The organism is Algimonas ampicilliniresistens (genome assembly GCF_030159955.1).
In the GTDB taxonomy this organism is placed as follows: Bacteria; Pseudomonadota; Alphaproteobacteria; order Caulobacterales; family Maricaulaceae; genus Litorimonas; species Litorimonas ampicilliniresistens.
Window position 1 is genome coordinate 1,054,334 of the sequence record NZ_BSNK01000002.1, and the last position, 12,748, is coordinate 1,067,081.

11 protein-coding genes are annotated in these 12,748 nt (G+C 55.6%); 10 read left to right on the forward strand and 1 reads right to left on the reverse strand.

The annotated features are described in order from the left end of the window. Position 1 precedes the first annotated feature (1 nt). The 5 genes from QQL54_RS12910 (at position 2) to wecB (ending at position 5,850) form a co-directional block, all read left to right on the forward strand. Positions 2–1,072, forward strand: coding sequence for a hypothetical protein (locus tag QQL54_RS12910; protein ID WP_284391434.1), 1,071 nt, complete (start codon positions 2–4; stop codon positions 1,070–1,072). Positions 1,073–1,139: 67 nt separating this feature from the next. After that, positions 1,140–2,279, forward strand: a complete 1,140-nt coding sequence (locus QQL54_RS12915) for a transglutaminase-like domain-containing protein (protein ID WP_284391437.1) — start codon at positions 1,140–1,142, stop codon at positions 2,277–2,279. Positions 2,280–2,402: 123 nt separating this feature from the next. Beyond that, complete coding sequence (locus QQL54_RS12920) at positions 2,403–3,467, forward strand: NAD-dependent epimerase/dehydratase family protein (RefSeq protein WP_284391440.1); 1,065 nt, start codon at positions 2,403–2,405, stop codon at positions 3,465–3,467. Between the two features lie 100 nt (positions 3,468–3,567). Next, on the forward strand, positions 3,568–4,677 hold the full coding sequence (locus QQL54_RS12925) for a hypothetical protein (protein ID WP_284391442.1): 1,110 nt from the start codon (positions 3,568–3,570) through the stop codon (positions 4,675–4,677). A 117-nt stretch (positions 4,678–4,794) separates the two neighbouring features. Next, the gene (wecB, locus tag QQL54_RS12930) at positions 4,795–5,850 is read left to right on the forward strand and encodes a non-hydrolyzing UDP-N-acetylglucosamine 2-epimerase (protein ID WP_284391444.1); all 1,056 of its coding nucleotides are present in this window, start codon (positions 4,795–4,797) and stop codon (positions 5,848–5,850) included. Positions 5,851–5,859: 9 nt separating this feature from the next. Here wecB and QQL54_RS12935 read toward each other — a convergent pair whose 3' ends face one another. Continuing rightward, positions 5,860–6,987: a DUF2793 domain-containing protein gene (locus tag QQL54_RS12935; protein ID WP_284391447.1), complete on the reverse strand. Its 1,128-nt coding sequence runs from the start codon at positions 6,985–6,987 to the stop codon at positions 5,860–5,862. 129 nt (positions 6,988–7,116) lie between these two features. Between QQL54_RS12935 and QQL54_RS12940 the strand changes: the two genes are divergently transcribed. The 5 genes from QQL54_RS12940 to QQL54_RS12960 are packed head-to-tail and all read left to right on the forward strand — an operon-like array spanning position 7,117 to position 12,727. Then, positions 7,117–8,412 (forward strand): hypothetical protein, encoded by a 1,296-nt coding sequence (locus QQL54_RS12940; protein WP_284391449.1) that lies wholly within the window; start codon positions 7,117–7,119, stop codon positions 8,410–8,412. After that, positions 8,409–9,971: a glycosyltransferase family 4 protein gene (locus QQL54_RS12945; RefSeq protein WP_284391451.1), complete on the forward strand. Its 1,563-nt coding sequence runs from the start codon at positions 8,409–8,411 to the stop codon at positions 9,969–9,971. Before QQL54_RS12940 ends, QQL54_RS12945 begins: the two co-directional genes overlap by 4 nt. Before the next feature lie 7 nt (positions 9,972–9,978). Beyond that, on the forward strand, positions 9,979–10,857 hold the full coding sequence (locus QQL54_RS12950) for an ABC transporter permease (RefSeq protein WP_284391454.1): 879 nt from the start codon (positions 9,979–9,981) through the stop codon (positions 10,855–10,857). Positions 10,858–10,863: 6 nt separating this feature from the next. Beyond that, positions 10,864–11,694: an ABC transporter ATP-binding protein gene (locus tag QQL54_RS12955; protein ID WP_284391457.1), complete on the forward strand. Its 831-nt coding sequence runs from the start codon at positions 10,864–10,866 to the stop codon at positions 11,692–11,694. Positions 11,695–11,731: 37 nt separating this feature from the next. Continuing rightward, positions 11,732–12,727 carry an NAD-dependent epimerase/dehydratase family protein gene (locus QQL54_RS12960; RefSeq protein ID WP_284391460.1) on the forward strand — a complete coding sequence of 332 codons (996 nt, stop codon included), beginning with the start codon at positions 11,732–11,734 and terminating at the stop codon, positions 12,725–12,727. The last annotated feature ends 21 nt before the right edge of the window (positions 12,728–12,748 follow it).

Genomic DNA, 12,748 nt, shown 5'->3' on the forward strand with positions numbered 1-12,748 from the left:
TATGTTACGCTCTGTGCTTTTCGTTTCCGGTTTTATCGGTCTCGCTGCTTGCACAGGTGACGTGGCTGAGCCGCAGCCTGAGGCGCTCGAGTTTCCGGCCCTGACCTTGACGGACTTCTCCCATGAAGGAACATCGACGGCGGTTTTGACGTTCAATCATGATGCTTTGGGCGAGGTGGCCTACCGCCTCGACGGCGATGACCCCCGCATAATCGCGTCCGAAGACGGCATTGTGCGCATCGACTATTATGCGGACGCGCCGGACGGCGATGGGGTCCTTGACGAACAAAGTTACGTTCTAGAATTTCAGGATGCCAACGACCAGCCTCACTCTATCGAGTTGATCCGTCAAAGCCCTGGGGAGCTTCTGGAGGCTTTTGAGTTCGACAAGGTTGATGGTTACACCATTCTTGGATCTAATACGCTTCTGTTCTCAAATGGCGATGTCGACTCGGCACATGTGCTGGATCGCAGCTATTCGGAAGACTTCACTGTAAATGATGCGGTCGCCAATGCGGACCTCATCTACCCCGAACTCCACATTGCCGCAGATATTGTCGGGACGCTTTATGCTCAACCTTTATCATTCGGTCCGAGAGACCGTGGCGGGGCGAAGAGTCTGATCGAAGAGATCGAGAACATCCGAAATGGTGCTGACGGTATTCAGTGCGCGGGTTTCCGCGAATTGTGGGGTCATGCCTCGGAAGACCACGGCCTTATATTTCGGTATGTCGGCCTCTACAGCTACGCGCCCTATTTCGATGACCTGACACCCTATAGTCATGCCATCGCAGAGGTTATGACGGACGACGGTTGGAAAGCTATCGACCCGTGGAATAACGCGGCCTTTCGCGTGCGAGAGCGTTACGTGTCCGCCGAAGAATTGCGCCAAGCAGTGAAACGTGAACCGGCGACGGTCGAGATCGTGATGCTTAATCCAGGCCTTGAAAAGATCATTCTGGGGGCTGACGGATCCACGACGTCGACATTGATTAAATTCCCGGAGCGAGATTTCTACTTCAACTATTTCGGCGCCATTGAAACAGTTGATGTAACGTTCACTAGTGGATAATCGGAGGCAGCCAGGCGTCCTCTAACAACCGGACCGTTAGAGCGATATTCTGATACGGGGAAATATAATGTTTTCATCTGCCTGTTTGTTTCGACGCGACACACTGTACCTGACAGGCGTGTGTCTCGCCGCCCTTGCAATTGGATCGTGCGACGCACTCACGGGTGGGAGCGACGGCGCGACGGCAGATAATAATTATGCGGGCCAGTCCGTTCCCATCATCCCCGTCGAAATCGTTGACGAGCCTGTGGTAAACTTTGCGCGCATGAGCGGTTTTACCCATCGCGGTGCGGAGGACGCCTTTATCGGTGTTGAGAATGTGAACGGTCCCGCGACTCTGCTCGATAATCCGACTGGCGAGACGATCAGTATTCCTTATGACGGTGAGGGTTATCTGATGACCTTCCTGAATCAGGAGGGAAACAACAATGGCCGACTGGACAGCCGGAGCTACACCCTAACGTTCCAAGGCGAGGATGGAACGGGTCACAACCTCGCTCTTGTTCGCCAATCTCCTGAGGAACTTGCCGAAGGCGGCGTGGACAAGCCGGATGGTTACACCATCCTGTCTGTCAATACGCTGGACTTCAGTGACGCAGATAGATTCAGAACTATTCCGATGAGCCCTGACTACGCCTCGGGAGTTGTGCTTCCAGAGGCTAAGGCCACACAAGACGGTTTAGATATCGCGGCTCGCGCGTCGGCGTGGATCAATGCTCGGGCACTTCGGTATTCAGGCCCCGCGAGCCGCAAGGCTGAAACTATGGATGTGCAGATGCGGGCGTTGGAGCGCGGCGAAACGGCTCTACGCATTGCGGGTTTTCGTGATCTCTGGTTGAATCTCGCCCATAGTGCGGGCGGGGAAGCCCGTATTGTGGATTTCGTCAGTTACAGCCCGCAATATGACGACTTGACACCATACAGCCATCAATTAGCCGAATTTAACGTCGATGGACGATGGGTTGCCATTGATCCCATCAATAACTCCCTGTTCCAGACTGAGGGCAAGTTACTTTCGGCTGTCGAATTGCGCGAACAGCTTCGACACGATATCGACTCTGTATCTGTGGTTCCATTGGTTGACGGTCAGACTCGCAACGTTCGCGGACAAGGGTCGCAAGCAATCGCTTTGGTGCCGCTTTTCAGGATTGCGCGGAGTGCGGGCGTGATCCAAACCTATGAAATTGATTGGACTGACGCGCCCTGATTTCGATGTCGAACTTGACTTCGGGATCAATTATTTTTTCGCCCGACGTCATTTAGACACGGACGAACGTTTCACCTTTTCCGACCCTATCCGGTCTATTTATTCTATTGCGGGTATCCCGAAATGACTAATCCCACATTCAAAGGCGTAACGGTCGCCATAGCCGGCGGTGCCGGTTTCGTTGGCTCCAACCTCGCAAAAATGTTGCTGAAGGAAGACATCAAGAAACTTATCTTGGTGGATAATCTTCTTTCTGCCGATATGGCCAATGTACCGAATGACCCGCGCGTGGAGTTTATTCCTCGGTCGATCACAAACCCCGAAGTATTGGAACGTCTGCCCGACGATCTGGATTATGCCTATCAGCTGACGACGTTCCACGGGAACCAGAGTTCGATCGCTGATCCGATGCGCGACCACATGCACAACAACTACACCTCGCTGTCCATGTTCCACCGGCTGTCCCAGATCAAGAACCTGAAAAAGGTGGTTTACGCAGCCGCAGCCTGTGCCGTGGCAGAAAAGACCTACGGCGAAGCGACCGCGACCGATGAAGAAGCTCCCGTATCGCTCTTCCACGACAGCCCTTATTCAGTCTCCAAGATCATTGGAGAGCTTTACGGCAACTATTACTGGAAACAGGAAAACCTACCCTTCGTGAAAGCCCGTTTCATGAATGTGTATGGTCCTGGCGAAATTCTCGGTGCGGGACGCTGGCGCGGGACGGTTCATACGATCTGGCGTAACGTCACCCCGACTTTCATATTTAAGTCTTTGCACGAGGAAGCGTTGCCCCTCGACGATGAAGGCCGGACATCGCGTGACTTCATTTTTGTGGAAGACATGGCGCGCGGTCTGATGGCTGCGGCGCTTCATGGCAAACCGTCTGAGGCCTATAATCTGGCGTCGGGTAAGGAAACGACTATCCGCGAACTGGCTGAGACCATCAACCGCTTGACGGGAAACCCAACCCCGGTGGAGCTTAAACCTCGCCGTCCATGGGATAGTAGCGGCAACCGCTTCGGTTCCGCCGCCAAGGCCGAACGCGATCTGGGTTTCAAAGCCGAGGTTGGGATCGAGGATGGGTTACAGCGCACGGTCGAGTGGACCCGCGAGAATATGGATGTAATCAAGCGCTGCATGGCGCAGCATGTTCATTTTGTGCCAGACGCCCAACGCTACCTCTAATTTGTAAGAGCGGCGGATCTTGCAGATAGCTAAACACCTACGAACGATCGGGCATTGCCTGATCATTTGTGCTGTTGTGTCAGCATTAGCCGGATGCAGTTTGGAAACGAAGCCCGCTGCGAAGGGCTCCAACGCTTTTGTAACGCCCATACCCAAAGCCGGGCGAGCCGCCGCGCGCGACTGGCTGAAACGAGAGGGCATTGCGTTGGACGCGCTGCAGTCTTTGTCCGTCGCAGAACGGGCCGCGCGTCTCAATCAGGCCGTCTATCGTTTCTGCAATAACGGAACGGCCACAACGCCTGTCGACATCAACGATTTGTTCGAAGACTGCGAAACTGCCTGTGGTGGCATCTCGTATGTCCTTCGCGGTGTATTGGAAGCAACCGGCGCCCGTACGCGCTACGTCCATCTTCACAACATCCCTAACCAGGGCAACCACACGGCGGTCGAAGTTGATCTGGGTGATGGCCGATGGGCGTTCTTCGATCCGACTTTCGGTGTCTATTTTGTAAGCTCGAAGGCCGGATCGCTCTCCAAAGATGTCCTAAGCCTTGCGGAGATCGCGGGAAGCGCCAGCGATACGGTCCTGAAAGACAGAGTGCGACAAGCGCCAAAGGCCAGTCGTGAAACTCTCTCTGCCGATCTGTTATCCCTTTACGATGCGCGTTTTGATCACCCCTATATGAGCCTGAGCAACTACCGTATTGCGGAAGCGCTGTCCTATGATGACCCGCGCGAATGGATGGTTCTGGACGTGGATTTGCGCCTGTCGCAAGGTAGGGCGTCGCTGGGTGATGCGAGCGCTATGCAAATGGACGGTTTATCAGCAGCGTGGCTGGCGGATACTAATGCGCAGCTCCTCAATGAAGACCTGACCGACGATGTGTCCTATAATGCAAGCCGCCTTTGGGCCACCCGACCGCACCTGACAACCGTGACTCTGCGGCCTTTAACCGTTGGAAGCACGGGGGTCATTGAGTTCGTGGTCTGGAACCAGACGGATATCGATGCCGAGTTGCAGATCATGCCGCTGGGCAAGACCGTACGGCTGGATTTCGACAGACGTGTCAGATTAAGCCCGGGCAAAAATCAAATTGCCATAAACCTCATCGCCGAGGAGGATCGAGCGCAGATCGGGTTGAAAAACCTCGGGCCTGTTCCATTGGTTCATCTATTCGGAGTGTCAGTCGATATGGATATCGTCGATTAGACTTGCCGCATTCGCAGTTGCCTTCACGGCGTGGCTGGATAGGAAGGCGTACGCGCGTGGACCCGAATTCGGGACACTTTCGCCGACTATTTTAATCGCTTTGAAGACCTGCGAGTCATGATCCAAACCAAGACAATCCATACTATCGTCGGCGCGCGGCCGCAGTTCATCAAGGCTGCGGCACTGAGTCGGGCCATTGCCGCGGATGTTCGCTTTGACGAACGCATCATCCATACCGGCCAACATTACGACGCGAATATGTCGGATGTGTTTTTCGACGGGCTGGGTATTCCTGCGCCCGCCCATCGGTTGGAATTTGGTGGATTGTCCCACGGCGAAATGACCGGGCGCATGATCGAAGCGCTGGAAGGGATATTCAAGGCGGAACAGCCCGATGCCGTTCTGATTTATGGCGATACGAATTCGACTCTGGCAGGCGCGATCGCGGCAGTGAAGCTTCACATTCCGGTCATTCATGTCGAAGCGGGGCTCCGCTCATTCAACATGCGGATGCCAGAAGAGATCAATCGCGTTCTGGCGGACCGCGTGTCGGCGCTGTTGCTGTGCCCGACCCATCAGGCCGTCGAAAACCTGGCCAGCGAAGGCGTCACGGACGGGGTCCACATGGTCGGCGACGTGATGCATGACGCCACATTGCACGCTATTGAGATGACGCGCGATCGCAAGGCTCTACGCGAGACGCTCGGTCTGGACGGACCCTATGCCGTCTGTACGCTGCACCGTGCGGAAAACACCGACGACACGGACCGGTTCAACCGGGTCCTCGATTTCCTAGAAGCCGAAGCTGCCAAGCGGCCCGTCGTCCTGCCGCTGCACCCACGCACAAAGGGTGTGATGGAGCGGATCGGACGCAAGCCCGAGGGCGTCACCCTGATCGACCCGCTCGACTATTTTGAACTGGCCGAATTGATGGCTGGATCGGAATTGGTCCTGACGGATTCAGGTGGATTGCAGAAAGAGGCCTATTTTCACCGTGTGCCCTGCATCACCATTCGCGACGAAACCGAATGGGTGGAAACCATCAAGGCGGGCTGGAATCGACTCTGGACGCAGGACGATTGGGCGACGCCACGCCGCGACATCCCCGAATATGGCGACGGTCATGCAGCAGCACTCTGTGTTGACGTCATCGCCGATTACCTCCTGTCGTAAGCGCTCCTGTCAGATCGCCGCGCCGAGCGGCACATCCCGCCAATCGCTACCGTCACTGACGAGAAGCTGGAAAGACGCGCCGGATCCTACCGACCGCAAGGTTCCCGCGCCTTCGCTTTCAGCTGCGGGCAGGGCGGCGATCGTCGATGGAACCGGGCGGATGCCGCCTGATACTGTGAGATCCGTCGTTGCCTGAATATCGCCAACAGCGACTCTGCCGTCCCCGTCGATGATCACCCGGTTTTCATCGTCCGTCCTCAGAAATAGCGAATCCGCAGTTCGTGTTCCCATCAACATGGACGTGTTTGTAATCGCGTAGAGAGCGCCGGCGCCGTAGAGTTGGAAGCGGAAATAAAAGCCGCCGTTGGCGTTCAGCCGGATATTGGAACTGGCCGCCGGGTCCGTTGACATGTTGGAAATGACCACCCCATCGGCTCCATCCCGTTCAGCGCTGACATCAAGTTTGAACTCATTTGCTGCGTCCGCGCCAATGCCAACATTGCCTGTCGCGGTGTCGATGGACAGGGGTGTCCGCGCCAAGCCATTATCGAATGTCTTGAGCCTGAGCGTATTGTCCCCGACAAGCCCGAACTCTGCGCTCGCCGTATCAGCTGTTTTGAACAATAGGCGCACGTCATTAGATGGATCATCCCGGTTCATCGATAGATCGACGCTGCCGCTATCGCTGGCTTCGGTGCCGGGACCGAAATAGACCGACGGGCTGCGCACGGATAGCCGGTCATGAGGATTGGCTTGCGTGCCGATGCCTAGTCGGGGAACCGTATCGACCGTTCGCTTCAAAGCCTCCCATCCGTTCTGTGTCATGACACATACACCATCCGCATCGGAAACATGCGCAATCCAACCCAGGTCGGGGCGGGTGAATTTCCAAGCGTGTCCGGACCATTCTGCAATGCTGCCCGATTGCCCGGACCAGTCTTCGGTCGCGTTTTCGGGAATGCCGTATCGATCACCTATCGAAGGGACTAATGGTGGATGGACGATTGTCACCGACATCAGACGGATGTGTAGTCGACGGTCAATGGCTGACAGGGCTTCGTTGACTATGATGTGTTTGCGCGCTTGCGCGGGTGCCATAAGTGGCAAGGCGTTGTGCTGTGTTTCCAAGGTCGTCATTGAAGGCTCCTCGCTTGACCGACCTGCAAGGTAAGGGCAGATAGAAAAGGCGCGGATCATATTTCTTTAAACCGAGGACGAACGACCCCGCGGCGTCTCGTTTCGGATTTTTTCGGTGCGCTTACCCCGATGGCTCAACGGACGATTCTCGTTCTCTACTATACGCGCGGCGTTTTCCCGCTGCGCGACACGATAGAGCGCCATCTCTATTGTTGGCGGCGGTACAGTTCGCACCGTGTGGCCTATGTTAACATCGCAATGGGATTGCCTTGGCGATTTATTGAAGGTCTTGATCCTGATGTGGTTGTTTTGCACACATCGCTGTGCGGGATGCGCTGGAGCGAGGCCGTTTTCCGCCGTTTCGCACCGATTTTGACCCCGCTGAAAACTCACCGTAGTCTCAAGATTGCTCAACCACAGGACGAATTTATTCATACCGACTTGCTCGATAAGCTGATCGAGATGACAGGAACGCGCTTGGTGATGAGTTGCGCCAGGGCGGATGCGCGCGCGGTCATCTATGCGAATGCTCCATCTGAAGTGGCTTATGAGCAGGTTTTGACAGGCTATTTGGATCCAGACACGGTCGCTTATGCAAAGGCGTGCCACCGTCCAATCACAGAGCGTCCTCATGGTCTGACTTACCGGGCTTGGCGCGCGGCGGACTGGCTAGGATCACTTGGGCAGCTAAAAGTACGCATCGGTGAAGTCTTCGCCGCCGCCGCAGTTCGAACTGGAATCAAGGCCGATATTTCGCTTGATGACGAGGATACAGTGTCTGGAAAAGCGTGGATCAAATATCTCGCGGACAGCCGCGCCGTGATTGGCGTGGAGGGCGGAGCGTCAATTCTTGATCGCGACGGATCATTGAAACAGGCGGTCGAAGCGTACCGCGCAGATCATCCAACGGCCACATTCGAGCAGGTACGCGACGCCGTATTTCCTGACCGCGACGGGGAATTACCTCTCCGCGCGCTGTCTCCGCGTCACTTGGAGGCCGCGGCGACCCGCACGGCACAATGTCTCGTGCGTGGAGCCTATAACGGTCTGCTGGAGGCTGACGTCCATTACATTCCGGTTGAAGAGGATTTCTCCAACCTAGACGCAGTGCTGGTCGCCCTGCAGGATGACGATGTTATAGACGCGGTCGCTGATCGGGCCTTTCGCGATATTGTGGAGGCTGGCCGAGCCGCCTATCCCGATTTTGTCGACGAGTGGGACCGTCGGTTAGAGTGCGACACGCCGGAACCGCCGCGTTGGACAATCGACCGTGCGCGCAGACTTTGGACGCTGAACGTCCGCGATCGTCTGTTCTGGCGGTTCATCGCCTGGGAAGTTCGGCAGCTGGCGTCCGATAATCCCTATGGCCGAAGGTCGCGACTGCGCGAACGGTGGCTAAGGCTGTTTGCAGATATCCCGGCATGAGCGGAACGGGCGAAAGCCTTTGGGTTGTTTGTGCCCACCCGCCCCATGCCGATCCGCGCATTGGCTGGTCGGCCGACTTCGCGCGCTCGCACGGCTATGACGTGCATGTCTTTGGGTTGGACCATCGGGCGGAGCCAACGCCGTCCGGACCCGGCGAAACCGTCATTCCTGCGCCCGGCGGTCGTGTGGGGTGGGCGAGGGGGCTAATGCATCTGCATCGACTCGGTCTTCGCTTGCACCCGCGTGACGCGGGTGCTCTCGGCGCGCTCTTTCTTATCCTGTCGCCGTTCCTGATCGTCATTGGAGTGCCGCTACTCTTTATCATGATAATCGTGCGGAGCCTGAGGATGGCTGCGCGTTTGATCCGGGCTGTCCTGCGCCGAATGGATGTCGGCCTACGCGCCCTGCCTAAAGGCGAAGGTGTGTCCAACCGGTTGCGTCATGCGGGGCGAGTGGTCCGGAATCGTTTTTGGCAGCCTCTTATTGCGCTCCTGTCGCCTTTATCGGCGCAGAGCGTGTTTCGCCGTGCGTTGCGTCAACTGACCAAAGGGCGGCTGGGCGAAGCATGGATCGCGCTGGAAGGTTATCGCTGGTATCTGCTGGATCATGTGTTGCCACTGGCCGATGCTCTGGTCGCGCAGGCGCGGGAAAATCCACCGCAAATCATTCACGCCCATGACCCGGACGGTCTGCTGGCGGCCGTGGCGCTCAAGCGCGCTTGTGGGGCGCGGCTGGTCTTTGATGCTCATGAATACGGGCCGGATGCCTATTTGCTACGCCCACGCCCGAGGCGTCTGTTCCGCATGATAGAACGAGCCGGCGTCTCCCACGCCGATGCGGCTTTGGGTGTGTCCACGCCGCTGATAAACTTGTGGCAAGCGCGCTTTCCGACTGTGCCCTTCGCGTTGCTTCCCAATGCTTCGCCGCTAGCTGAGATCGATTTTGATCCGCTTCCCCCGCCGCATCAAACCCAAGGGCGCGAGGGACGGCTCAGCGTGTTGTTCCAAGGTGGTTTCGCGCCGGAACGCGGTGTGGACCGTGTTATCGAATCCTGGTCGAGTGTGAGAGGGGCGGATCTATATTTGCGCGGCCCCGACGGCACACGCCGAGACGCGCTTTTAAAAACGGCCCATGCGTCAGGCCTTTTAGACAAATCGATCTTCTTTCTTCCTAGCTTGTCCGAAGACCAATTAATTGCAGGGGCGGCCTTCGCGGATATCGGTTTGATCCCATATGCCAGCGACGTGGAAAATCATGCGATTGCTTGCCCAAACAAGCTCGGCCAATTCATGATGGCTGGACTAATGATACTGTCGACGGATCTGCCTTTTGTCGCCGAGATAATTACCCAAGGTGAGTGCGGCCGAATATATGACGACCGCACCATTCACGACCTCTCGGACACCGTAAACCAGCTTGCCACGGACCGCGAATTCGTGAATAGGAAGGCGCTCAATGCGAGCCGTCATGCTCGTGATGCCTATCACTATGAAGCATATGCGTCGGCTTTAATATCCTCATACCGAACGCCGAGCCGACACACGACCAAGGATCATTGAACCATCCATGTCTTCACCCGATTTAAAAGTAAGCAAACGGGAACGCCGTAAGGCGGTTGCTGGGCGGGAGATTTTCATCTCTGATGCCCGTCGTCCGGGCGCGGCGACTTGGGCGGATATTCTGTCTATTCGGCATCGATGGCGTACCGTTTTCTCTGATGGTGTTGAGGATGTTACCACGCGGTACCGGCGTTCCGTATTGGGTCCATTTTGGAACCTTGTCAGCACTGTTGTCTTCGTGCTCGGGTTTATGGCGCTCGGAAAATTACTGCTCAATATTCCTGCTGCGGAATTTCGTGAATATGTCGCTTACGTTACAGGCGGTGTTGTTTTGTGGTCGTTCATTTTCAGCATTCTTGTGGAAGGTGCGAACATGTACACCACACCGGTCACAACAGGGTTTCAGCTCTCTTTTGCGGAAATTCCGTTCCGTATCCTTGTTCGTAATTACGTCATGCTGGCGTTCAATCTGGCGACGCTGTTTTTGGTCGCGCTTCTCTTTATTGGTCCCAACATTTCGATGTTTATGGTGATCCCAGGCTTAGTACTTATGGGCTTTGTCTTGCTGCCTGCGGGAATTGTGCTGGGTATTATGGCGGCGCGGATGCGGGATTTGGGTCCAGCCGTGTCTAACCTGATGCAGTTTGGTTTCTATCTCAGCCCAGTTTTCTGGCGTGCGCGGGACATTCCAGAAACCTATCCGGAACGTCTTTTTCTTGAGCTTAATCCGTTTTACTACATGCTAACTTTGGCGCGCGATCCGCTCATGGGGAATATTCCAAGTGCCAAGATCTACATCGTATCTGCGGCGCTCGGCATTGTGGCCTGGATTATAGCTATCATTGTCTTCGCAAAATACCGGCGCAAGCTGACTTACTGGTCGTAACGGCTCATGTATCCACCACGTCTCTCTGCAACCGACTTACAGGTCGCTTTTCCGCTCGGTCTGGCCGAAAGCCGGACGTTTCGTGCGTCCGTAGGCAATATGCTTCGCGGTAACCCTACCAAGGATCAATTCAAGCTCGGTTTGTATGATGTCAATTTTACGCTGCGAACCGGCGACCGTCTCGGCATCGTCGGGGCCAACGGTGCGGGGAAATCAACCCTCATCCAGACTTTGATCGGAACCTATGAGCCGACGAAAGGCCGGGTCATCCGAATTGGTCGCGTGGCCGGCTTGATTTCCGCCAAGACCGGAATGGTCGTCGATGATACGGGCATGTCCAACATTTACAGGCGCGGACGACAGGCTGGTCTGAGCCGCGAAGCGATTGAAGGTTACCTCCCTAAGATCCTCGATTTCGCGGCGTTAGGTGATGACATTGACCGGGCGGTTCGTACTTATTCTACCGGTATGTCCGCGCGGCTTGGTTTCGCAATCGCTACGTGCATGAGCGCGCAAATCTATATCATGGATGAATGGATTGGCGCTGGCGACGCACGGTTCGTCGACAAGGCGCAGCAACGTATCGAAGCGATGTTCGATGAGGAACATATTTTGGTCTTGGCAACACACGTTGACGCACTTATTAAACGTTGGTGTAATCAAGTCTTAGTGTTGCATGAAGGGCGACAGATAGCCTTGACCGATGTTGCAACAGGGCTCGACATCAAGAACCGCATACTGAAAGACGAAGCCGTCAATACAGTGCTGGCCTCTCACAACCTACCCCCGATTCCCGACTCGGACGCGCTAAACAAAACGCGTATCGTCAAGCTCTGAACAGAGCCTAATTCGTTACCCTATCAAGGACATACCCATGGATATCAAAGGCAAGAAACTTGTCGTCGTCGGCGGCGGCGGACTTATTGGGTCGCACACGGTTGATGCCCTGCTGCGCGAAGATGTTGGCGAAGTGCTTGTCTTTGACAACTTCGTGCGCGGTCGCGTGTCCAATCTCGAAGGTGCGCTGTCAGATGACCGCTGCAAGATCTACGATATTGGTGGCGACATCCTCCAATCCGATATTCTGGCGTCGGCCTTTGACGGCGCAGATGGCGTGTTTCACTTCGCCGCACTCTGGCTCCTACAGTGTCAGGAATATCAGCGTTCCGCATTTGATGTGAATATTCGCGGTACGTTCAACGTGCTGGAAGCCTGCGTCGAAAAAAATGTGAAACGATTAGTTTGGTCCTCCTCCGCGTCTGTCTATGGAGACGCCGTGCAGGAACCGATGACCGAAGATCATCCGCTCAATAATACCAATTTTTACGGTGCGACCAAGATTGCGGGTGAAGCCATGCTGACCGCGTTTGCGCACCGTTTCGACCTGCCCGCAGTCGGGCTGCGTTACATGAATGTCTACGGCCCGCGTCAGGATTATAATGGCGCGTATATTGCCGTTATCATGAAGATCCTCGACAATATCGACAAGGGTATCGCCCCGGTCGTCTATGGTGATGGATCGCAGGCTTACGACTTCGTCTATGTCGAGGATTGTGCCGCTGCCAATGTTTGCGCTATGAAAGCGGACACGACGGCCAGCTTCTACAATGTTGGAACGGGGAAGCGCACATCGATCAAGGCATTGGCCGAAATGCTTCTGGAGCTCACTGGTACTGACCTGAAGATCCGTTACGAGCCAGCAGGCCCGACTTTTGTCAAAAATCGGATCGGCTGTCCGAAAAAGGCGACCGAAGAAATCGGTTTTGTTTCCAAAGTCGAGCTGCGCAATGGTCTAGAGCGTGTCATTGAATGGCGTCAGAACAATATCAAGGAAGTGGCCCTGCGGCGCGACAAGCTCCGATCCGCATAGCTGTCTGCGGCTTGATTAAGG